The organism is Pectobacterium odoriferum (assembly GCF_009931295.1).
Taxonomy (GTDB): domain Bacteria; phylum Pseudomonadota; class Gammaproteobacteria; order Enterobacterales; family Enterobacteriaceae; genus Pectobacterium; species Pectobacterium odoriferum.
Window position 1 is genome coordinate 500,923 of record NZ_CP034938.1, and the last position, 21,870, is coordinate 522,792.

The 21,870-nt window shown below is 52.9% G+C and carries 17 protein-coding genes and 1 pseudogene; 7 read left to right on the forward strand and 11 right to left on the reverse strand.

Features of this window, described 5'->3' with window-relative positions:
* Positions 1 to 6: 6 nt before the first annotated feature.
* The 6 genes from EO763_RS02265 to EO763_RS02290 all read right to left on the reverse strand — a co-directional run bounded on the left by EO763_RS02265 (position 7) and on the right by EO763_RS02290 (position 8,041).
* A complete protein-coding gene (locus EO763_RS02265; protein ID WP_161527955.1) occupies positions 7 to 1,197 on the reverse strand; it encodes an ABC transporter permease in 1,191 nt (396 codons plus the stop codon).
* Entirely contained in the window at positions 1,191 to 2,306 is a 1,116-nt protein-coding gene (locus tag EO763_RS02270; protein WP_161530324.1) for an ABC transporter permease, read from the reverse strand. Before EO763_RS02270 ends, EO763_RS02265 begins: the two co-directional genes overlap by 7 nt.
* On the reverse strand, positions 2,306 to 3,304 hold the full coding sequence (locus tag EO763_RS02275; RefSeq protein ID WP_161527956.1) for an HlyD family secretion protein: 999 nt from the start codon (positions 3,302 to 3,304) through the stop codon (positions 2,306 to 2,308). The genes EO763_RS02270 and EO763_RS02275 overlap by 1 nt, the downstream gene beginning before the upstream one ends.
* Complete coding sequence (locus EO763_RS02280) at positions 3,301 to 4,722, reverse strand: TolC family protein (protein ID WP_039491657.1); 1,422 nt, start codon at positions 4,720 to 4,722, stop codon at positions 3,301 to 3,303. The genes EO763_RS02275 and EO763_RS02280 overlap by 4 nt, the downstream gene beginning before the upstream one ends.
* A 366-nt stretch (positions 4,723 to 5,088) precedes the next feature.
* The gene (gene aspA / locus EO763_RS02285) at positions 5,089 to 6,528 is read right to left on the reverse strand and encodes an aspartate ammonia-lyase (protein ID WP_103161878.1); all 1,440 of its coding nucleotides are present in this window, start codon (positions 6,526 to 6,528) and stop codon (positions 5,089 to 5,091) included.
* 517 nt (positions 6,529 to 7,045) lie between these two features.
* Entirely contained in the window at positions 7,046 to 8,041 is a 996-nt protein-coding gene (locus EO763_RS02290; RefSeq protein ID WP_039491652.1) for a LysR family transcriptional regulator, read from the reverse strand.
* A 725-nt stretch (positions 8,042 to 8,766) separates the two neighbouring features.
* On the opposite strand from EO763_RS02290, the gene EO763_RS02295 reads away from it, so the two are divergent.
* From EO763_RS02295 to EO763_RS02305, 3 genes are read left to right on the forward strand one after another with little or no spacing between them, the layout of a single operon-like run.
* The gene (locus EO763_RS02295; RefSeq protein WP_161527957.1) at positions 8,767 to 10,287 is read left to right on the forward strand and encodes an OmpA family protein; all 1,521 of its coding nucleotides are present in this window, start codon (positions 8,767 to 8,769) and stop codon (positions 10,285 to 10,287) included.
* Between the two features lie 16 nt (positions 10,288 to 10,303).
* On the forward strand, positions 10,304 to 11,950 hold the full coding sequence (locus tag EO763_RS02300) for a hypothetical protein (RefSeq protein ID WP_161527958.1): 1,647 nt from the start codon (positions 10,304 to 10,306) through the stop codon (positions 11,948 to 11,950).
* On the forward strand, positions 11,947 to 12,777 hold the full coding sequence (locus EO763_RS02305; protein ID WP_040031915.1) for a hypothetical protein: 831 nt from the start codon (positions 11,947 to 11,949) through the stop codon (positions 12,775 to 12,777). Before EO763_RS02300 ends, EO763_RS02305 begins: the two co-directional genes overlap by 4 nt.
* Before the next feature lie 216 nt (positions 12,778 to 12,993).
* On the opposite strand, the gene EO763_RS02310 is transcribed toward EO763_RS02305, so the two are convergent.
* The 4 genes and pseudogenes from EO763_RS02310 to rtcR all read right to left on the reverse strand — a co-directional run bounded on the left by EO763_RS02310 (position 12,994) and on the right by rtcR (position 16,204).
* On the reverse strand, positions 12,994 to 13,308 hold the full coding sequence (locus EO763_RS02310; RefSeq protein ID WP_039491796.1) for a hypothetical protein: 315 nt from the start codon (positions 13,306 to 13,308) through the stop codon (positions 12,994 to 12,996).
* Positions 13,309 to 13,823: 515 nt separating this feature from the next.
* Complete coding sequence (locus tag EO763_RS02315) at positions 13,824 to 14,168, reverse strand: type II toxin-antitoxin system RelE/ParE family toxin (RefSeq protein ID WP_161527959.1); 345 nt, start codon at positions 14,166 to 14,168, stop codon at positions 13,824 to 13,826.
* A gap of 14 nt (positions 14,169 to 14,182) precedes the next feature.
* Positions 14,183 to 14,451: pseudogene (locus tag EO763_RS02320) on the reverse strand (hypothetical protein).
* A 166-nt stretch (positions 14,452 to 14,617) separates the two neighbouring features.
* Positions 14,618 to 16,204, reverse strand: coding sequence for an RNA repair transcriptional activator RtcR (rtcR, locus tag EO763_RS02325; protein ID WP_161527960.1), 1,587 nt, complete (start codon positions 16,202 to 16,204; stop codon positions 14,618 to 14,620).
* A 191-nt stretch (positions 16,205 to 16,395) separates the two neighbouring features.
* Between rtcR and EO763_RS02330 the strand changes: the two genes are divergently transcribed.
* The 3 genes from EO763_RS02330 to EO763_RS02340 are packed head-to-tail and all read left to right on the forward strand — an operon-like array spanning position 16,396 to position 19,811.
* The gene (locus EO763_RS02330; RefSeq protein WP_161527961.1) at positions 16,396 to 17,631 is read left to right on the forward strand and encodes an RtcB family protein; all 1,236 of its coding nucleotides are present in this window, start codon (positions 16,396 to 16,398) and stop codon (positions 17,629 to 17,631) included.
* 4 nt (positions 17,632 to 17,635) lie between these two features.
* Positions 17,636 to 18,427: a nucleotidyltransferase domain-containing protein gene (locus EO763_RS02335; RefSeq protein ID WP_161527962.1), complete on the forward strand. Its 792-nt coding sequence runs from the start codon at positions 17,636 to 17,638 to the stop codon at positions 18,425 to 18,427.
* 40 nt (positions 18,428 to 18,467) lie between these two features.
* Entirely contained in the window at positions 18,468 to 19,811 is a 1,344-nt protein-coding gene (locus tag EO763_RS02340; RefSeq protein ID WP_161527963.1) for a HEAT repeat domain-containing protein, read from the forward strand.
* Between the two features lie 11 nt (positions 19,812 to 19,822).
* Here EO763_RS02340 and EO763_RS02345 read toward each other — a convergent pair whose 3' ends face one another.
* The gene (locus EO763_RS02345; protein WP_161527964.1) at positions 19,823 to 20,614 is read right to left on the reverse strand and encodes an HNH endonuclease; all 792 of its coding nucleotides are present in this window, start codon (positions 20,612 to 20,614) and stop codon (positions 19,823 to 19,825) included.
* Positions 20,615 to 20,767: 153 nt separating this feature from the next.
* On the opposite strand from EO763_RS02345, the gene EO763_RS02350 reads away from it, so the two are divergent.
* Positions 20,768 to 21,865, forward strand: a complete 1,098-nt coding sequence (locus tag EO763_RS02350; RefSeq protein WP_161527965.1) for a DUF1615 domain-containing protein — start codon at positions 20,768 to 20,770, stop codon at positions 21,863 to 21,865.
* Positions 21,866 to 21,870: the final 5 nt, after the last annotated feature.

The following is a 21,870-nucleotide window of genomic DNA, read 5'->3' on the forward strand; positions in this document are numbered from 1 at the left end:
GGGACCTTAATTTCCCAACCATCGACATGCAGCCTGATTTTCTCGGCGGTATTGCCGCTGTCGATACCCTAACATCCCCCACGCCAGCAGACCGTACAGTGCAGCCAACATCCACAAATGCCACCAAAATGCGCCGATCTGGGCAAAGTCAGCGCCCATCTGATTAAGGCGCAATATTCCCTGAATCGTGAAGACGGCGGGCACCCACTGCGCAAGCCAGTTCAGAGGCGCGGGAATCATTTCAACGGGCCAGATGAAGCCAGAAAGAAAGACGATAGGGATAGAAGACAGCAGCACTGCCTGACTGGGAAGATCTTTACGTGTAAAAGCCGCTCCTAGTACTACGCCGAGCCACAGCGTTGAGAGCAGAAAGGGCAGCGCAAACAGCAGTAGTTGGCTCATGCTGGCTTCGCGTGCAATGCCGTAGGCATCAAGACAAAAACCGAGCATGTAGAGCAGTGAGAGCAGGTAGGCACCGCCAACGACCAGCGTGCGGGCCAGCAGCAAACGCCACGGTGTCGCGTATTGCCAGTAGCGAACCTCGCCAGATCGCGTGCGCTGATTTTGTCCGGCCCCGAGCAGGCCGCATCCCATTAGCAAAATCTGGTGCAGTATCAGCATGAAAACACCGGGAACCACGTAATCGACATAGCCCATGGTGGGATTAAATACCGGCACAACATTCAGCGAGGCTGCCTGCCACTGTGAGCTGGCGGCGGGGATGCCTTTTCCCTGAGCAAGCAGCCGTGCGATTTTAACCTGTGCACCCGCGGTGCTGCCGGCTGTCGCCAGAGACTGCGCGATCGCGCCGTAGATCAGGAAGTAGCTGGCATCTGCCGAGTAGCTGACCGTGACGCTTTTCCCTTGCATGATATCGCGGTAGAAGTGGCGTGGAATATAGAGGATCCCTTTTGCCTCGCCATGCAGAAGCAGCGTTTTTGCTTCATCCAGCGTATTGCGCTGTGCTACCAGATGTACTTCCGGTGTGGAATCGGCCATAAACGCCAGACGACGCGAGAGCTGGGTGCCATCTTCATCAACCAGCACCACCGGCAGTTCACGTGGCGTCTGGGCGAGGTAAGGGCGCGGATAGAGAAAGGAATAGAGCAGAATCCCACCGAACAGGGTGAGTAAGATCGTCGGATCGCGTAGTAAACTGCGCAACTCAAACCGGATGAGTTTAGCGAAGGTCAGCATGCTGCCTCCTTGTCACCTGGCCGATAGCACCACAGCGTGAGCGGTAGCAGCAGCCAGAATAGGGCGAGCGCCGCCAGCGCAGGTGCGATCTGAATGAGTCCGGCACCGTAGCTGGTGATGGCAATCGCGATATCACCGTAGTGGGCGACGGGCAGCAGCTGTCGCCAGAACGTGGCGAAGGTCTCCATTGCCGCGGCCGGAAAGGTGATGCCCATGAACGCCAGTCCGGGGGCCATTAACGCCCCGACGATGGAAACGGCGCGTGCCGGATCGCGGATCAGCGCATAGAAGGCCATGCCCAGCGCGACGCAGGCGCCAGCGGTCACGCCGATCGAGACAAATAGCAGCAGCGCTGAACCGTTGAGCGGGTAATTAAGCAGGCTATACAGCGCATAGCTCCAGACGCCACCCCATGCCCAGCCGATCAGCCAGTGCGTCAGGAATTTAGATCCGATGGCGGCGCGGTTCTCCGGTTCCCAGCGTGTTCCGCGTCGATCCTCTCGAACCAGCGTATTCAGGCCGTATAGCGCAAGCAGAATCGACCAGATCGAGGGGATAATCGCGTTCAGCAAGAACTGGGCGTAGTTGGAGTTTTGATTAAACAGCGCGGTAATCTGTCCACCAATCGGCACTGCCAGCCCTTTGGCCTCGGGAATGGCTGCTCCCTGAGCCAGCGCCTGCACCACGGCGATCTGCCCGTTGAACGTCCCCGCTACCAACGCTAGTGAGCTGTTAATGACTTTGGCAATCAGCACAAACTGCCCGTTATTCCAGGCAGTGAGAGTGGGTGATGTTCCCAGACGGATATCACGCTCAAAATGACGTGGGATCACCACCAGCGCGTAGATCTCGCCGCCGCGCAATGACGTTGCGCCTTCCGCGACTGTCGAGAATTGATGGTTCAGGTTGAAAAAGGGTGAAGCATGTAGCTCTCTGGCAAACTGGCGCGACATCGTGCTGTTATCCAGATCGATCAGGCCGATAGGGAGTTCGCGGACAATCGCGCCGGATAGCGTCCACCAGGCAATCAGCATGGTGATAAGCGGCAACCAGAGCGCTAAAGCCATCCCCCAGCGGTCACGCCACAGCGCTCTCCATTCGCGTATCATCACAGTTCTACCAGTGCGCTCATGCCAACGCGCAGCCCGCTAATTGGTTGAATCGGACGCGCCTCCACTTCGAATGTCCGCATATCGAATCCTTGTCGGGTATCTGTTGCGCGCCACGTGGCGAAATCCCCCATGACGGAAACGTAAGACACCTTAAACCGGAATGTCTGGTTGTTCAGCGCTGGAATGCGCGCCTCAAACTCGGTACCCATCGCAAAGCGCTCAAGGAGATCTTCGCGTACCGCCAACTGAATCCAGATGTCACTCATGTCCAGTAGCGTAACCACGGGAAAGCCCTGTGGCGCAATTTCGCCGTTGCGCAGCAGCACATTGCTGACTTCGCCCGTGTGCGGGCTGACGACGCGCGCCTCTGCCAGATAGGCTTCCACTTCTGCCACGGAGCCGGCAGCCATACGGACTTTCTCCTCTGCCGCTGCCTGTGTTTCTTTGCGTGTGCCCTCCAGCGCCATTTGATATTCCTGCCACGCCATCCCCTCGGTATAGCGTGCGGCATCCCATGAGGCTTTGGCTTCATCCCGCTTTTGCAGCGGTAACACGCCTTCCTGATAGAGATTTTGCACGCGCAGATAGGTCTTATGGCTTAGCTCCGAACCGGCTTTGGCTTTTTGCCACTGATCTTTTGCCGCAGCGATCTGCTGCTCACGTGCGCCTTTTTTGGCCTCCAGCGCCACTGCGCCTGCCGCAGCTTCACCCGCTTTCGCCTGTTCCAGCTTCGCGTCCAGTTCCGGCGTCAAGAGCGTAAAGACGAGATCGCCAACGTCGAGCTGCTGGCCTTTTTCTACCCGTACATCAGCAATACGGCCCGGCACTTTGGAAGACACCGAATACTGCTGCGCTTCGATTTGTCCCTGTAGCCGTATCGGTTCGGGCTGATAGGCGAGCCAGAAGCGATAGGCTATCCAGACAATCACAATCAACAGGACGACCTGAAGGATCCATTTGCGTTTCGAACGCGAAGAAGAGGAGGACTGTGTCATGGCGTCACCTGTATGGCGTACTGAGTCTGGTAGTCAGAGAAGCGGTTTATCTGGCCGGAAATCGCCATCAATCTGGCGATGGAAACCACGTAACGATAGGCGGCGGAGGCGCGTTGCGTCTTGGCTCCGGCTAGCTGGTTTAGTGCATCCACGACGTCCAGCGAGGTAGACATGCCTTGCATAAACGCCTTGTTGCGTAGCTGGACATTCTCCTCGGCCAGCTTTTCTGTCGAAGACAGGGAATTGAACTCTTCCAGCGCCAGTTGGGCTTCTCGCCACGTGCTCTCGACCACTATCTCAAGGTTTTGCCGCATATCAGCTTCCAGATGGTTAACCTGCATTTCTGCGCTTTTTGCGGCGGCGATATTATCTGAACGGCCTTCACGGCTGATGAGCGGCACAGAAACGCCGACGCCCACCATCCAGTCCGGCGTGGTTCTTGCCGCTAGCGTATCCTGTTCATAGAGTTGATAGTTGCCGAAAAGAAACACGTCAGGGGCGTATTTGGCGCGTTCAATACGGATAAGATCTTTAGCCTGATCGCGCTTGGCAGAAAGCACCTTTAAGCCGGGATGCGTGTTGAGCGTTTTTTTCACCAACGCAGGCAGTTCGGGGAGCGTCTTGTTGACGAACAGCGAAGAAGAGGGCGTTGCGCCTTCGGTCTTGATCAGCTTTGCGAAGACCATTTCGGTCGTCTCCATACTGCGCCGCGCCTTTTGTGTTTCGATACGCGCCATGTCATAAGCAGATTGGGCGGACAGCACCTCGACTCGGGCTATTTGGCCTTGCGCTTCCAGCTTGCGAGCGTGGTCATAGTGCTGCGCCATGCCTTTCTCTATATCCTGACGCGTCTTCATCACCTGATGTGCCATCACCACGCCGTAGTAAGTCTGTGCCAGCGCCTCAAACTGCGCCAGCGTGCGGACGATCAGCATCTGCTCAGCCTCATTGACCTGCGCAGCACGGATAGACTGTGCAGCATCAATCCGGCCTCCGGTAAATAACGGCCAGACGACCTGAACGGAACTGGTAACGACATTTTGTTCTGTGAAGCGGGTGACGAAGGGATTGCCGCTAATATTAATCAGCTGATTTAGCGCGGCGAAGATGTCCCGGTGATTCGACAGCGGGTTTAAGTCGCGTGCGTCCAGTTCGACAGGTTTATCGAGGCGCGTATAGCTTGCGCCCACGTTGACCTGCGGCCAATAGAGACCTTTGGCGGATTCCTGCAAGAACTGCGCGCGATCGACCCCGGCATGTTCGGCGGCAATACTGTCATCGCTTTGCAGCAGGCGGACCCAGGCCTGATTAAACGAGATGGTTTGCCCAAATGCCGTGGACGACCAGCACTGCAACAGCAGCAGTGCTACGGGGAAATAAGCCAGAAGCCGAGTATTGCCGTATGTTAATCGAGGCATGCCAAGTGAAATCATCCTTTTACCCAAATGCCGCCAAATTGATAAAAATAAGCCCGCGGCAAAAAGCACAAGGCTTGTCTGTTTGCATATCGTGAGAATGGCTGTAAAAAATGTGTCTAACGTCAGGTAAACAAACCGCGTATTGGGGGTGATGTATTCCGTATTATTTTCGGAGATGATTTAGTGTTGGTCTAAATCCCCAATTATTCAAATAATATAAGGGGTTAAATTGGAAAAATTATTGGAAGGGGAATCGTACCTGTGGTGCCGGACTTTATGATGTAAATAACGATGATTATTTTCTAATAAATAATGAGTCGGCAAAGGCCCAGGTTGTCCCCGGGCCAGCGTGACAGCAAACGAGAATTAAACGGCTTCGTTTTCGTCGGTGTAGCGTTTGGCTTTATAGGCTGGGTGCATCAGGTTCTGGATGGAGAAAATGTCGTCCAGTTGTTCTTCGGTGAGCAGGCCGCGCTCCAGCACGACTTCACGCACGCTCTTACCGGTTTCGGCACAGATTTTCCCAACGATATCACCGTTGTGGTGGCCGATGAACGGGTTCAGGTAGGTCACGATACCGATGGAATTGAAGACGTAAGCTTCACACACGTCTTTGTTGGCGGTGATGCCGTCGACGCATTTTTCCAGCAAGTTGTAGCAGGCATTAGACAGAATCTGGATGGATTCGAACATCGCTTGTCCGATAACCGGTTCCATCACGTTCAGCTGCAATTGACCCGCTTCTGCCGCCATGGTGACGCAGGTATCGTTGCCGATGACTTTGAAGCACACCTGATTGACCACTTCTGGTACCACTGGGTTCACTTTGGCTGGCATGATGGATGAGCCTGCCTGCAGTTCCGGCAGGTTGATTTCGTTCAGGCCAGTGCGCGGACCGGAAGACAGCAGGCGCAGGTCGTTACAGATCTTTGACAGTTTTACCGCAACGCGTTTCAGGGCGCTGTGCATCATCACGTAAGCACCGCAGTCGGAGGTGGCTTCGATCAGGTCTTCAGCCGGTACGCAAGGCAGGCCGCTGACTTTTGCCAGATGTTGAACGGCCAGCTTCTGGTACTCATCTGGCGTGTTCAGGCGCGTACCGATGGCGGTTGCGCCAAGGTTCACTTCCAGCAGCAGCTCGGCGGTGCGCAGCAGGTTACGGTTTTCTTCTTTCAGCAGCACGTTGAACGCGTGGAATTCCTGACCGAGGGTCATCGGCACGGCGTCCTGCAACTGGGTACGGCCCATTTTCAGGATGTTTTCGAACTCTTTCGCTTTGCGCTCAAAGCCATCGCTCAACTGGGTAATCGCTTCGACCAGTTTCAGAATAGAGGTGTACACCGCGATACGGAAGCCAGTCGGGTAAGCATCGTTGGTGGACTGGCATTTGTTCAGGTGGTCGTTCGGGTTCAGGTATTGGTATTCACCTTTCTGATGACCCATCAGTTCCAGACCGATATTCGCCAGCACTTCGTTGGTGTTCATGTTGACTGACGTACCCGCACCGCCCTGATAGACATCGACAGGGAATTGGTCCAGACATTTGCCGTTATTTAGTACTTCATCACAGGCTTGCAGAATAGTGTCGGCAATTTTACGTGGGATGGTTTGCAGTTCTTTATTCGCCAGCGCGGCTGCTTTTTTTACCATTACCATAGCGCGGACAAATTCTGGAATATCGCTGATGGTGCTATTGCTGATATAAAAGTTCTCAATTGCACGCAGCGTATGGATACCATAATAGGCATCAGCAGGGACTTCACGGGTACCTAACAGATCTTCTTCAATACGGATATTCGTTGACATGGATCTTCTTCCTTTTTCTTGTTCGATGTACATAGCATCGTTTTCAATATTAAGACTATGATTTTTTAGGGTTTGTCTTTCCTGTTTTTTAATTTTCAGGTAACACCAACCCATCACGATTTTTATAAAATCATGACTAAAAAGCGTTCTCGGGGAGACGAACATTGAATTAGCATCGTTAAATGGCTAGTGGTGGATATATTCCTCCATTATTCTGTCTCCCAATCGTTAATAGTTATACCCGTCATACTTCAAGCTGCATGTGCGTTGGCTACGCTACTCGGCACACTTGCGTGTGCCTCGCCCCGTTGGGGCCGCTGCAAGCAGCGTTCAAACCTGCCTATGGCAGGTTTGTCAGTCACCCGAATCACTTACCTGAGTAAGCTCATCGGGATTCTCTCTCTTGCCGCGTTATTCGGCCTTGTGGCCTCACCCCTTCGGGGTCAACGCTTTGCGTTGTTCAAAACGCTAACGTTTTGTCCTGCAACTCGAATTATTTAGGGTATACCCCTAATGGCTATTCCGTATTATCCGGGTTAATCTCAACCAGTTTTTCTATTCCACGGTTCAGCGTTTTCAATTTCGGAATAAATACGGTTTTAATAATGTCATGTGTGACATCGCACGCTTCTTCAAAGAAGGCGCTGTATTCATCACGGTGCCCGACAATATAAAGCGAGCGCTTGATATTCACTGGTTCCGGCATATGCGTCAGCACCTCGCGGGAATGTGCAACGGATTGCAGGAAACTGAGCGGGGTGGTTACCGCCCAACCGATACCTGCCGCTACCATCGACGTTAAGGTATCCGCATTATCAAATTCGAGCATGTTCGGCACGCGGACATCGATGCGGCGCAGGTAGCGCTCAATCTGCATTCCAATCTGCGAGTTCCGGTTAAAGCGCACCAGCGGCAGCGCTGAGGAAAGCTCACGGATATCCTCAACCGTTTTGATGCGTTTGCGGTAATCCGGTGGCGTGATAATGAAATAGCCTTCGGAAAACAGCTGATGACGCACCACACTATCGCTGTCGATCAACGGGTCGCTGGTCACGATCAAATCCAGCTCGCGGCGCATTAACGCTTCACCCTGCTGCGGGCTGAGCCCGGTACGAATCAGCAACTGCGATGAACTCTTCATCAAACTCTTGGTAAACACCGAACCGCAGGTGATGGCAAACGAATCTACCAGGCCGATACGCAAGTCGGGTTTGATTCCTTTTCCCGCTTCCAGCACCTGTGCCTTGAGGTTTGCGATCTCCTCCGTCAGGATCTCTCCGCGGTTTTTCAACGCAATGCCGTAGGGCGTCAGAACAAAGGGGCGACGAGCCCGGTTTACCAATTTGACGCCGAAATCTTCTTCCAATAACCGGATCGTTTGCGAAATGGCAGAGGGCGTCAGGCCTAACCGCGCGGCGGCTGCCGTCATGCTTCCTGCTTCCGCCATCGTCACGAAAACATAGACGGCGTACATATCGATCGATTTATTGGCGGACACTGTGCGTTTAACCATGTGAGTTTGCCTACGCTGCAAGGTGAATGTCGTCGAAATATGAAGCGTTAGTCTATCTCATCTCGCTGACTACGACCTCGCTAACTGATGTCAGAATAGTCGGCTAACTTCAGAAAAAATACAGGTCGCGTCACTGATTAATTTTTTCTTATTTCTAGCTTTAGCGGATCTGAAGATATGGCTGATAGGGATTTTACTGCATGAAATTGCATAGAGAAGTGCAGAGGATCCCAACAAAAATGGGGTCGTATTTTTAGTGGATAGATACTGTTATTGAGAAAAAATGAGTAAGTGAAATGTGATGGGCAACAAAAGCATGTTTTTTTAAGATGACGAAAAATGCGCCTGTATTTCAAGGAGCTAAGTTGGGATGTACCCCTTTAACAGTTTGTTGACACCTTTGTTACGATACGAAATACTCTCTCACGGATTTACATCCATAGGCGTGAGTTTCTTAATTTTTTACGCTGATTCAATAAGATAAATATAAAAACTGATTTCGTACCTTGCCTGCTTTGTTCACATTGAGTGGCGGTTAGGTGTGGAAAAAATAATGCCGAATTAATTAATCGTTCTGATTATTGAGAAAACTCTACGGTGGGATATTTCACTGCGCTTGGCGGTTTTTCTCAAAAAATGACATAAGAATTTGTTAATTAAGGGATAAAAATTCCGCTTGCCGGGATTTTTCGCGTTTCGGGATGGTTAAGTATGAGGGGTATGGAGTGAAGCATTATCAAGTCAGAAGAATTAGCCTGCTTACTGCCATTGTAACTCTGACAACGAGCTGTGCCACCTTGCATGATGCTGGCCGCAGCTATGGTACGGCGATTGGCTGTATTGGTGGCGCTGCGTTAGGTGGCGGCATTACCTATCTGGTGACTGGTGATGCCAAGAAAGCCGTGGCGGGAGGGCTGTTAGGCGGTGCTGCTGGTTGTGCATTAGGGAACGTTTGGCAGAACCGTGAGGAAGCGCTGGCAAAAATCGCTAGGGAAGAGAATATCGCGATGACAACGCGTTCTCTGCAATCTCAGGAAAAAAGCGGTACGGCAACCGTAGGGCTGGTGGCTCAGGTCCAAGATAGTGGCATGTTCGATACCAATAGTGCGCAGCTTTCTACGGACGGATTACGACAGGTCAAAAAGATTGCTACAGCGATGAAAGAGGGAGACCAAAGCGGTGTCATTCTGGTTGTGGGGCATACGGATGCCACTGGGAGTGCAGAATGGAACCAGCGTCTTTCAGAACAGCGCGCGCAGAATGTCGGCCGAGTGCTTGAACAAGCTGGCCTGAGTGCGCAGAAACTTTACTTCCAGGGGGCGGGTTCCGCGCGTCCGGTGGCCGATAACACTACGGTAACGGGGCGGACTGCCAATCGTCGGGTCGAGATTGTAGGCCTGGCAAATGAAATTCTGTTAAAACAGAGGCTTGAGCAGGAAGGCAGTAATCTTGCTTATCTGCGTTATGGCACGGCTGAGCAGGCTACGTCGACCGCTAGTGCTTCCTCTACATCAAGCCGTAAGCCGAAACCAGCCACATCATCTTCAAATCGTAAAGCAGAACCAACTCGTAAAGTAGAAACGCAGACGGCGGCGGTAACACCATCAGTCCCACCATCGCCGTCAGGTGCGCCGGCCATGAAGAAAACCGCCGAGCCAGCCAACAGCCAGCGCTTTGTTGATTTTGGCGGGCAGCCAGTCAATTCCTCCACACCCGTTCTGGCGGCGAGCCTCAAGCCACGCAGCAGCGGGTTCAGCCTGATTCCAGAAGCGAATGCCAGCAGCATGCTAAAAAGCTGTGTAGCAGATCATGTGCGCGTCAGTGGGCAAGCCAAAAATCTGGCTAGCGGGAAAGCGGTTGAAACCCACGAAACCCGAGAATATCTGCCGGGCATGAATGGTCGAGCCTGGGCAGGGTTAGTGAATAATCATCTGGTTACGCTCTCGCCCGTTAAGGTACTGAGTGATAACGCCACGGTGGTGGAAAATCCGAAGGTGTATGTCACACGCGATTACCAGTCCAAAGGCAACCGTAAAGCTGATGCGCCATTAAATGCGATGGCGAACGCGTGGGAAGGCGAAGACAGCATTCTGTATCGGGTTTATCTGCAAGATGAAACACAACAGGCGCTTTCCTGTGTAGATTTACTGGTGCCGAAAAAGGCCAGTAAGGCGCAGCAAGGGCAACTGTTCTACAGCAATCACAACAAAGAATACATCGCGAGCTACACCCCAACGCGTAGTTAATTAAAAGGTATTGAGCATGGAATTATTTCAAAGCATCGCCGAGGCGATTTCGCTTTATCGCTACATCTTCTGGCCATTATTGGCACTAATGACGTTGGTACTGGTCTTTATTCGCTGGTGGGATCAGGTCAGCTACTTTTTCCTTAACCTGATGAGCAGCTTGCCGCTGATTGGCCACGTGTCCCGTTTGTCCCGTGCGAATGAACCGCGTCGTCAAGGCACGGGTAAACTGGCTTGGTATCCGGCGGAAGAGGCTATTTGCGCCAAATATTGGCAGTATTATAAAACCTCTAATCTGGATGCCGATTTTTACCTGCGTTGTGTCAACTACCTGAATAAGGTGGATGAGCGAGGTCGCAAACCGACAGGCGTCATCTTGTGGGGTTGCAGTGTGGTGTTAGTTCTGCTCGAAGCCTTTATTTTCGCTTTGGTGCTCTCGCCGTTTATCGCGAGTAACATTTCTGCCAATCAGGCAGAGTTCTCGGCGATTGTCATCTCCGTTCTGATTGGTGTGGTGCTGGTGCCTGCTACCCACCTGATGGGATCCGAACTGCATAAAAACACGCTGCTGAAAAAGATCCGTTACTGGTATTCAGAAGCGCGTCATAGCGGCTCTGCGAAAGGGTTGAGCAAGAACCACGAAATCTCGCTGGAAAATACCCGTCTGGATGACAACGATCCGAACTACATCCAGATGTTGAACCGCGTAACGCACAATGTTCACGTTAAGCCGCAGTACTGGGCAACGGCGGTTGCATTGGCGCTGATTATTTTCTTCTCTGTTGGTGCCTATCTGGTTCGTGCGGCGACCATCAATGCGATGGATACGCAGGCGGTGAATGGTTCGCCGTTCTCACAAGTCGTTCAAGCGAGTGATGCCTCCCCGTTTGACCTCCCAGCTGGTGCGGCGGCGGATAATGCCAGAGCGGATACGCAAGCGTCACAAGAAATCACGGACAACCGTGTATTCGCCTCCAAATTGACGTTCATCATTCTGTCCGTCATTTTTGTTGGTGTGCAGCTGATTGGTATTTTGATTGGTATTTATCGTTCGTTTGCTGGGATTGAATCCAAAGCCGCGGCGAAATATATCGGTAATTTTAGCGGCTCTGAAGAATTTGCATCATGGCACGCAATGCGGCGTGAACGTGTGGAGCGCGATGGGCAAGAAAAGCTGACTGCGTTGCAAAATCGCCTGATGATGAAGCGCACCAATGGCCAGAGTGAACCGCTTACTACGTTGCCGACGTTTGATGATTACATCAGCGGAAAGCTGCGTGATAAAGCGCGCTCTAATGCGGAGTTGAATGCACATTTACAGGCGACAAGTGAACCCGTACAGCCGAAGGCATCCATTGCTCAACCTGTCGTTCAGCCCATTGAGTCCGTGCCGGTTGAGGCCGTTAGCCAACCCGTGGCACCTGTACAGACGCCTCCTGTCGTTGACGTTGTCTCGGTAGCTCAGCCTGTGGCTGCGCCAGCCAGCACGGCAGAGACGGATGACGAGAAGCAGCGCATTCATGAACTGGGTGATTTGACGTTGTTTAGCGAGGAAGAGCTACAGCTAATTGCCGACGATTTGGATCTGCCGTTGGCGTCCTTGCAGAAGCGTCAGCGCGTGCAGGCGTTGCTGAATAAGGCGCGTCCGAAGGAGAATGTATGAGGACGATACTCTCGCTGCTGTTGCTGGGGGTCGCCTGTATGTCGCAGGCCGCGGAACGTAACGATATCCCTAGTTGCTACAATTTTGCCAAGCTGGAGCAACATCGCCCAAATGACAGCGGTCGGGAACTGGTGGTGATTGTCGATCAGACGGTCAAGGTGCCTGTTGACCTGAAAAAATCGATCTGGAATCAAGTCGTACGTTACGTGCAGCCTGGCGATCATGTGGTGATGTATCAGTTCTCGGCGTTGTTGCAGGATAACTACATGAAGCGTGTTTTCGACGGCAAGTTGGAAATGCCGTTCACCGACCAGAAGGTGCGCAATAGTCTGGGCATGGATAGTCTGAAATCACTGGATGGGTGTTTGGTACAACAAACGCAGTTCTTTGCACAAACCATTGGGAAGAAGATGGCGGAAAGCTTCGCCGATCGCGGTGATAACATCGCCAAAAGCGAAATCATGGATAGTCTTAAGCGCATTGGTGACGATCTGAAAGAAACGCCAGCAAGCAGTAAAACGGTCTTGTTGGTGTCCGACATGCTGGAAAACAGCGCATTTGGCAGCTTTTACAGCAATAACAGTATTCGTTTGCTTGAGCCGGAAAAAGAGCTGGCGCGCGCCAGCAAACAAAATCTGGTGGCAGATTTTGGCGGGGCGAATGTGTATATCGCGGGCGCAGGGCTGATTGATACGGATTCGAAAAACAATTATCGATCCGGCAAGATCATGCAGCAGCTTGAAGCCTTCTGGCGGCAATATTTTGCGGCTTCGAAAGCCACGGTAGTGAGCTTTGGCGCACCTGAACTCACGGTCGATCTGAAATAGTTTTTATCTGGCAGAAAAGCGCTAATGTATGAACGACATTAGCGCTTTTTTTATTTTCAACTGACCAGCATCACCGACATGAGTTACTTTTTTTATTCAGTTAATGGTAAGTGCTGTGCTTACTTCCTCTCCTTGAGAAAGAGAGAGTAAGGGGAGAGAGTGATTGTCCCCTTATTTAGCATAACATATTGTTTTTACTGCATAGTAAAAAGCAAGTCATGCTACTGGTGTTACTGTTCGCACGTGACGTTCTGCCTGTTCACACATTTCCAGTAGTGCCGGAATCAGGTGTGCGGTGGCGTTGAGGCACGCGCCGAGTTGACTGAGGCTTTCCTGCGGCAGTTCAACGTCATTTTGCAGCGTATCGCCGAGGTAATGCAGGCCGTGGCACAGGCCTTCGACCGATTCAGCGGCAATTGCGCCGAGGTCGCAGAGCTGAACGTCATCCAATTGCGCGAAAGGCAGGCTGGCTATCAGATCGCGGAAAATGGTAATGGTACTGTTAGCGGGTGTGGCGTGAGTGTCCGTCATGGTCATTTTTTCCTTGAGATAATTACGTCCGCCACCACACAAGGTTCCAAATTCGGGTGGTGACACAGACAGGATTGGAACCCCGGCTCTCAAGAAGACCGGTCAACCTTGCGGTTGCCCTGCCTGCGTCACCGTAAAGAGTGTGCACGCAGCCCCTGAAAAAACAAAGTGTTTTTCAGTCTTGAGAGGTTCGGGGTTCCAAGCCCGGCTACGGATGTTGCCGCAGCACAGTGACTGTATTCCAACGGCGAAAAACGTGAAAGAGGGTGGATGGATTTACAGTAGAATTACAGCGCGTTTTGGAATGAAACTCGCAGAAATGGGCTGAAAGCCCCATCGCTGGCAGATCGAGATACATGGGGCGACCACAGGGGTGAGGCGTCCCTGCGGGAACCTCCCCCTGTGTTTCCCCTAAAATGAGGAAAATGTGCTGCCTGTAGGGGAGGATAAGATGACTCTTACTGCACAGAACACGTTCTGTTTACCGCTCGTTATTCATCATTCATCGGGGGAAATCAGCTCAACACATAATAGCGATAAAGCATTTTCTCAAGATCCTGTTTCATGCTGACAAAAAGCAGGATTTCGATGACCCCATTCTCTTCATCAACATCATACAAACAGCGAAAGTCATCTTCTACTGAGAGACGTTCACGGAGCGCGATTCCCTTATCGGATAGTATGGCGTTGTGCCTGTAACGGAAAGGATCTTGAGAAATGGCCTGCATAGAGGATAAGAACAGTGACTCAGACCACATAGCGGCTTGTTCAATACCGATATAGTGAGATTTATAAGATTCGGCATCCTGCAAAGACCAGACAGCCGCAGGTGCGACTTTAATAGTGTACGAACTGGCCAAGTTGACTCCTTATTCTACGTTCGTGCTTCACGTAATTTTTGTAAGGCTTCTTCTGCGGACATTCCCTGACCATTTTTAATTTCTTTTTTAGCCGTCATCACCAGCTTCAAGAGTGCGTTAGATTGTCTTTCTCTTTCTCTCTCCAACAGTTCAGCTTCCCGTTCTGCTGCTGTTTGCACGAAGAGTTCTGCGGAGCCGTTTTTTGTTACATAAACCCCCCCTGGAACAGTTCAGGGTTGCCAAGGCCTTCACGGGCCGACTTCTGAGACATTGTGGTTTTCATATCATCTACCTTAATTAAAACAGCTGATTACAGAGAATTTGGCTATAAGCGATAGACTTTTGCTGATCGCGATAGCTGACCCTTGCATCCTCTCTCTTTCGTTGTCGGAGGACAACAGGGTAATTATATCGTGGTCTACCCGTTAAGGTATAAATTTATGATAAATTTATACCCGCTTCAATCCCTCCCAATTCAGCCCAAAACGTGCCAGATATTTACGCAGTCGGTCGGCGTCGTTGGGCTTTTGTTTTTGCTGGCGTGAGACGGCGAACAGGCGACGGCCAGCTTCGGAAAGCGAATGGGAAGTGCGGCAGACATCAAGCACGGTTTCAAGCTGGCGCTGTTCGAAGAGGTCGATGCTGGCGAGTTCGGGCGGTAGCTCGGATAGTGCGGTTGTCGGGGCGTCGCTCTGCCAACTGGCCCGCAGGCGCGTGATTTCTTCCTCTACCAGTGCCACGGTGATGCGCCCTTGTTCCGCCAGCGTTGCCATGCGAGCGATGGATGAACCGAGTTCACGGAAGTTGCCGCGCCACGCCGCCTGCGATGAGCAGGCGAAGGCGAGGTAGCGCTGTCGCGCGTCTTTATCGAAGCGGACCTGCGCTTGGTGATCGCGTGTGAAGCGCTGGATTTCGTAGTCAATGTTGGGTTCGATATCTTCCCGACGTTCTGCCAGTCCCGGTAGAGGAAAGGTCCACATGTTGATACGCGCATAGAGGTCTTCACGGAATTTTCCCTGTGCGATCCACTCGCTGAGGTTGCGGTGTGTGCCAGCAATCAATTGGAAATCGCTACTGACCTCTTTATCCGAGCCAAACGGAAAAAAGCGTTTTTCTTCAATGGCTTTTAGCAGCATCGCTTGTTCATCCAGCCCCAGTTCGGCGATTTCATCCAGAAATAGCATCCCGCCGTCCGCTTCACGCAGCAGCCCGCTTCTCGCCTGCAACGCGCCGGTAAACGCGCCTTTTACGTGGCCGAACAGCGTCGACATCGCGTTGTCGCCGCGCAGCGTGGCACAGTTAACCGCAACAAAACGGCCACTGACCAGATGGCGAGACTGACGTAGTTGGTAGATACGCTGCGCCAGAAAGGATTTCCCCGCACCGGTCGGGCCAGTCAGGAGCATCGGCGCGGTGGATCGCAGTGCGACGCGTTCAATCTGATCGATCAGTGTGTTGAATGTCGCGTTGCGCGTCTCAATGCCGGATTTCAGGAACGAGACAGAGCGCTCCTGCTCATGTTGGAAGCGGCTGGTGAGAGTCGCGTAACGACTGAGATCCAGATCGATGATGGAGTAGATCCCTTGCGGTGCTGGGCGATCTGCTTTTTCCCCCGGTGCGGTTTGTAGCAACTTGGCGGGCAGATAGCGTGCTTCGGTCAGCAGGAACCAGCAAATCTGTACGACGTGAGTACCGGTAGTGATGTGGACGAAATACTCTTCGTTTTCGATATCGAACGGGTAGCGGCTCGCAAAGTCCAGAAAGGCGCTGTAGACCTCTTCAAGATTCCACGGGTCGCGCAGTTCAACGGCCTGAAGCGTGACCTGCGTAGTCGGTGACACCACGGCGATATCCTCCGCCACCTGCTGTGCCATTCCTTCATTGCGTGATTGGTGCAACAGTTCCAGACGATTGACGGGAAAATCCGGCTGCTGACACAGGCCGACGGTAGGCCGCCATTTCGTCCAGCGATTCTCCCGTTTACCCCGTTTGTCCAGCGTGGTGCCCAACACACCAATAACGACGCGACGCTTCATGCTATTCCTTTATATAAATTATTATCCTATAGGATAAATTTACCTGTTCTTTTGTTTCGTTTCCAGTTTCAGTGATGTGTTTTTTATTTGTTAATTATCAAAGTATTATGTTTTTTTGGGGATTGAAAAAGAAAATTGGTACGCCTTTCGCAATATTGCTGGTGAACAATGACAAACAAAGAGAATGAAAAATGGAAGAGATGAAAACGCAGGCTTACGACATGATGTCACCAGTGAATAGCGCGCCAGTAAAAATGTGGACACAGGGGGTGCCCGTGGAGCCGGAAGCCCGTAACCAACTGCTGAATACGGCCAAAATGCCATTCATTTTTAAACATCTGGCGGTAATGCCGGATGTGCATCTGGGAAAAGGGTCGACGATTGGTAGCGTGATCCCCACGCGTGGCGCAATTATTCCCGCTGCGGTAGGGGTGGATATCGGCTGTGGGATGATCGCGGTGCGTACGTCACTGGTGGCCAGCGACCTGCCGGATAACCTGATGGGGCTGCGTAGCGCGATTGAACAGGCAGTGCCGCACGGACGTAGCGTGTCGCGCTCCAAACGCGATGTCGGTTCCTGGCAGAATCCGCCGCAGACGGTGGATGCGCATTGGGCGCTGCTGGAACCGCGTTTCAAACGTTTGACGGATAAGTATCCACGGCTGCTGAACACTAACAACTATCAGCATCTGGGAACCTTGGGGACGGGTAACCACTTTATCGAAATCTGTCTGGATGAGGTGGATCGTGTATGGGTGATGTTACACAGCGGGTCGCGTGGTGTAGGGAACGCGATTGGATCGCTGTTCATCAAGCTGGCGCAGGAAGATATGCAGCAGCACATTGCGAATCTGCCGGACCGTAATCTGGCGTACTTCGAGGAAGGAAGCCTGCATTTTGACGATTACATGGAAGCAGTTGAGTGGGCGCAGGATTTTGCCCGTCATAACCGTGAAGTGATGATGTCGCATACGCTGGCGGCGCTGTCTCGTATTGTGACGAAGCCGTTTACGACGCAGCAGGAAGGCGTGAACTGCCACCATAACTACGTGCAGCGCGAAACACACTTTGGTGAGTCGGTGCTGATTACTCGTAAAGGCGCGGTGTCGGCGCAGAAAGGCCAGATGGGGATCATTCCGGGGTCGATGGGAGCGAAGAGTTTCATCGTGCGCGGATTAGGGAACGAAGAGAGCTTCTGTTCCTGTAGCCACGGAGCGGGGAGAACCATGAGCCGTACCGCCGCGAAAAAACGCTTCACCGTGGAAGATCAGATCCGTGCGACTGCGCACGTTGAATGCAGAAAAGACAGCGACGTTATCGATGAAATCCCGATGGCGTACAAAGATATCGATAAGGTGATGGCGGCACAGTCATCGCTGGTGGAAATAGTACATACGCTGCGTCAGGTGGTGTGTGTGAAAGGATAAGATCATGATAGAAAACGATTATCGCGTCGATGCTGCTATGCGGACGCGGATAAAATTAGTCCTACAGGATGTAGAAGAACGTTATCAGGTAAAAGTGCTCTATGCCTGTGAATCGGGTAGCCGTGGCTGGGGATTTGCGTCCCCAGATAGTGACTACGACGTACGCTTCCTCTATGTGCATCGGCCGGAGTGGTATCTGCGCGTTGAAGCACAGCGCGATGTGATAGAACTGCCCATCGACGATGAGCTGGACGTCTGCGGTTGGGAATGGCGTAAAGCGCTCGGCCTGCTCAAGCGGGCTAACCCGACGCTGATCGAGTGGCTGGATTCGCCCGTGGTCTATCAGGAGGATCGGGAAGCGACGTCCGCACTGCGAGCGGCAGTGCCGACGTGGTTCTCTCCGTCCAAGGCTCGCTGGCACTACCTGTCGATGGCGCGTAAAAACTTTCGCGGTTACCTGCAAGATGAAACGGTACGTCTCAAAAAGTATTTCTACGTCCTGCGCCCACTGCTTGCGGTGCGCTGGATAGAGGCAGGCAAAGGTATGCCGCCCATGCGTTTCTCGCAGTTGCTTGCAGGAACGGTGGACGATCCGCGCCTGTTGGCTGAAATCCATCAACTACTTGAGATCAAGCAACGCTCGGGTGAAGCGGAATACGGCCCGCGTCGGGAGGTGATCCACGCGTTCATCACGCAGATGTTGAGCGATGCCGATAGCCCAGCAATGTTGCCAGACAGTAAAGCCGCTGACGACACGATGCTGGATACGCTGCTGTATCGGGTGGTGATGGCGTAAGGCGTCTGTCGATCAACGGAAAAAGAAGAGGGCAGGGACTATGGCATCATACGACTTACTACTACACCAGTTAGAAAAGCTGGTGGCTTCGCCAGATAACTATTATCAGCCTGCGCAGGGTGATGCACTGGGTTCAGCGTCACACCTGATAACACTCACGCGTCACTATAACGGGCATATTCGGCAGCGTGCGGTGCTGTGTTTGGGCTTCATGGACGAGGTTTCGGCATTACCCGCGCTGATTGAACGAGTAAACGATTGGGCTGAACCGGTGCGCCGCGCGGCCAAGCAGAGTGTGCGGCTGCTGTTAACGCCGAATAACACCGCGTCTTTTGTCGCCAATTTGCCTGCCATTTTCTGGCTGTTGCAGTGCCAGCGGGAAGATCATCAGCCACTGGTGGATGAGATCGTCAGCTTTCTGACCGAGGAGGCGCACGCGCCGTCGCTACTGGCGGGGTTGTCTGCGGAGGACAAAACCGTCGCCAGGCTGTCACTGGATATTCTGGTTGAACGTAAGTTATTTCCGCTGAGGCAGATCTTTAGCCAGGCGATGTTGCATCGCGATCCGTTAGTCAGAGCGAACGCGGCGCGGTATCTGCTAAATGCGGACAAGGACGTCGATCACGACGTGTTGACCATTCTGTTGAAAGACTCGTTCGCACCCATCAAGCAGGTGGCGTTGCAATACGTGATAGACAATGCGTTCCCCGTGTCTGAGCCTCAACGGGTTGCCTTACTGTTTGATAAGAATGCATTGGTGCGTCAACGAGCCTCAGCGCTACTGCGCGAACGAAACGACGATCCGGCTGCGCATTATCTTGCGGCACTGGATCGGGCGAGTACCGTCACCGTGCGCAAAATCACGCTCTGGGGGCTAGATGAGCATCGCTATGACGGCATTGTGGCGCTGGCGGAGCGTAATCTGGACGAGTGCTATCCCAGCCTTTACTACAGCGCTCTGCGCATTCTTATTCTGCGCACCGGTGACGACGCGCGTGAGCAACTGCTGCTCTCTCTGCGGCACCCCTCGCTGGCTATTGTGAAGGTCGCGCGGAAGCTGTTTTACCAGCAGAAAATTTATCTGTCGCTGCCTGAGCTTCAATGTTGTCTGGACAGTGCGTCTTCCAGAGAGCACGTTGAGGTGTACTACTTTCTAGCGCACAAGCTGAATAAATGGGATTGGCTGGTGTTCCTGCTGGATAATGCTAAGCCAGAGAATACTGCACTAACGCAGGCTGGCGTGGCGTACTGGATACAGCGGTTCAACCGTTCAGGCATTCTACCGAATGCGCGGCAGCAGGCGCGTTTGCGGACGCTGCTTGATGAACATCCGCACGTCATCTCGCGCGACAGCTCCTATATCGCCCTGTTTTTGTATCGCTGATTTGTCGCTTTTTACCCCCGCCCCAGAAAAATATGCTCACGATGGTACGCCATTTGCGACAAGTCGGGCGGGTAGGCGTCTGGCAGGTGGATTTGCCTGCCTTCGTACTGGGCGAAATTGACGTCGCTGGTGGCGCTTTTCAGCTTTTTGATGCGTGGAGAAAGCAGCATTTCCAGCGAATCATTGAAGCTGATGAGCCCCATATCAAAGGCTTTGTCGTGCAGGTTGGACAGACAGAGGCCATTGCTGGGGTTGAGGCGGTGTTCTGCCGCTGTTTTCCATGGGCAAATGTGGCTGGCGACCAGCAGCGCGGGTTCTTCCAGCCCGGTCACGCAGCAGCGTTCGCCGTAGTTGCTGAGTACGTGTTTACGGAATAGCTGCTGACCAATACGCGTTCTTACCTGTGTAAGGCGCTCGCCGCCGTGATAATCAGAGATTTCGCTCTCGTTGGCCTGAAACGGTGATGGCGCTGTTGTCGCTTCCGCCGCTCCTGCTTCGAGCGATACTATCGCCTGTTGGCACTGCTGTTCAAATAGCTCGGGATTATTGTCCATCTCCTGCCACAGCGCGCGGTCAGCGTTGGAGGCTCCACTCAGGCCTTTTCGGCCAGAATCGATAATAACCGGATCGAGACTGGCAAAATTAGACAGTTTCATTGCCAGTGCGGAAGGCGTGCGGTTAATCAACTCGGCGTAGCGAATGATGGTTTTATTCTGCTTATCGAATTTGCTAAATGGTAGCTGACTGTACAGGGTGAAAGCGATCAGTAGCTGATCTCGCGTCCAATGGTGGGTGGCAGCCATGCGTGTGTCGTCCGTTCGTTAGCGCATTCGGTTAGTGATAGCGTTAACTATGCCAGGTCAGTGCGTAAAATGCATGTGCTTGCCTGTGGCTGGATAATTGGTGCGGGCTGCGCTAACGTTCTGACAGCCTTCCTATCATGATGCCGAGAGACTATGTCCCGTTCTTCTATTCCTTTATTTCGTCCCCTGTGTGCGTTGGTTCTGCTGGTGCTGGCGGGCTGTGCCAGCAAGACCGCGACGACACCGGAATCGCGGCCTGCGGATGTTCGTGCTCAGCTACTCAAGCTGTTGCCGGACAACGTGAAAGATCGTCAGGGCTGGGCGACCGATATCGCCACCGCATTTACCACGCAGGGGCTCGATCCCAGCAATGAAAATCTGTGCTCGGTGCTCGCGGTGACTGAACAGGAATCGACGTTTAATGCCGATCCACAGGTGCCGAATCTGTCGAAAATCGCCTGGCAGGAGATCGACCGTCGTGCGGAGCAAGTCCATGCTCCGTCTTTTCTGGTGCGCACCGCGCTACTCATCAAATCTCCTAACGGAAAAAACTATAGCGAGCGGCTCGATAAGGTACGCACGGAAAAAGAGCTCAGCGCGATCTTTAATGATTTCATCGACATGGTGCCGATGGGGCAGACGCTGTTCGGTCGGCTGAATCCGGTACGTACTGGAGGGCCGATGCAGGTGAGCATCGCCTTTGCTGAAGCTAACGCTAAGGGCTATCCGTACACTGTAGACGGTTCCCTTCGCCGTGAAGTCTTCAGTCGTCGCGGCGGGATGTATTTTGGTATCAAGCATTTGCTGGGTTATCCGGCGAATTATCCACAGTCCATTTATCGATTCGCCGATTTCAATGCAGGCTGGTATGCCAGCCGGAATGCGGCGTTCCAGCGTGCCGTCAGCCGCCTGACCGGGGTCCAACTGGCGTTGGACGGTGACTTAATCAACTACGGTTCGGATAAAGCCAGCGCTACGGAACTGGCGGTGCGCGCATTGGGGAAACGATTGGACATGAGTGATAGCGCAATCCGTCGTGCGCTGGGGAAGGGCAATAGCCTCGATTTTGAAGACACCAGCTTGTATGAGCGTGTCTTTGCGCTGGCGGATAAATCGGGCACGAAGGCTCCACGCGCCATCCTCCCGGGAATCACGCTGGAAAGCCCGAAGATCACCCGTAAACTCACCACGGCGTGGTTTGCCAATCGCGTTGATGAGCGTCGCCAGCGGTGTTTGGCAAGAGCTAAATAGGCAAC

Excerpts from the sequence above, each read along its gene's own strand:
- aspA (WP_103161878.1), bottom strand. The coding sequence starts at position 6,528 with ATGTCAACGAATATCCGTATTGAAGAAGATCTGTTAGGTACCCGTGAA.
- EO763_RS02265 (WP_161527955.1), bottom strand. The coding sequence starts at position 1,197 with ATGCTGACCTTCGCTAAACTCATCCGGTTTGAGTTGCGCAGTTTACTA.
- EO763_RS02340 (WP_161527963.1), top strand. The coding sequence starts at position 18,468 with ATGGCATCATACGACTTACTACTACACCAGTTAGAAAAGCTGGTGGCT.
- EO763_RS02350 (WP_161527965.1), top strand. The coding sequence starts at position 20,768 with ATGTCCCGTTCTTCTATTCCTTTATTTCGTCCCCTGTGTGCGTTGGTT.
- EO763_RS02280 (WP_039491657.1), bottom strand. The coding sequence starts at position 4,722 with ATGCCTCGATTAACATACGGCAATACTCGGCTTCTGGCTTATTTCCCC.
- EO763_RS02305 (WP_040031915.1), top strand. The coding sequence starts at position 11,947 with ATGAGGACGATACTCTCGCTGCTGTTGCTGGGGGTCGCCTGTATGTCG.
- EO763_RS02300 (WP_161527958.1), top strand. The coding sequence starts at position 10,304 with ATGGAATTATTTCAAAGCATCGCCGAGGCGATTTCGCTTTATCGCTAC.
- EO763_RS02335 (WP_161527962.1), top strand. The coding sequence starts at position 17,636 with ATGATAGAAAACGATTATCGCGTCGATGCTGCTATGCGGACGCGGATA.
- EO763_RS02270 (WP_161530324.1), bottom strand. The coding sequence starts at position 2,306 with ATGATACGCGAATGGAGAGCGCTGTGGCGTGACCGCTGGGGGATGGCT.
- EO763_RS02345 (WP_161527964.1), bottom strand. The coding sequence starts at position 20,614 with ATGGCTGCCACCCACCATTGGACGCGAGATCAGCTACTGATCGCTTTC.
- EO763_RS02290 (WP_039491652.1), bottom strand. The coding sequence starts at position 8,041 with ATGGTTAAACGCACAGTGTCCGCCAATAAATCGATCGATATGTACGCC.
- EO763_RS02330 (WP_161527961.1), top strand. The coding sequence starts at position 16,396 with ATGGAAGAGATGAAAACGCAGGCTTACGACATGATGTCACCAGTGAAT.
- EO763_RS02310 (WP_039491796.1), bottom strand. The coding sequence starts at position 13,308 with ATGACGGACACTCACGCCACACCCGCTAACAGTACCATTACCATTTTC.
- EO763_RS02275 (WP_161527956.1), bottom strand. The coding sequence starts at position 3,304 with ATGACACAGTCCTCCTCTTCTTCGCGTTCGAAACGCAAATGGATCCTT.
- rtcR (WP_161527960.1), bottom strand. The coding sequence starts at position 16,204 with ATGAAGCGTCGCGTCGTTATTGGTGTGTTGGGCACCACGCTGGACAAA.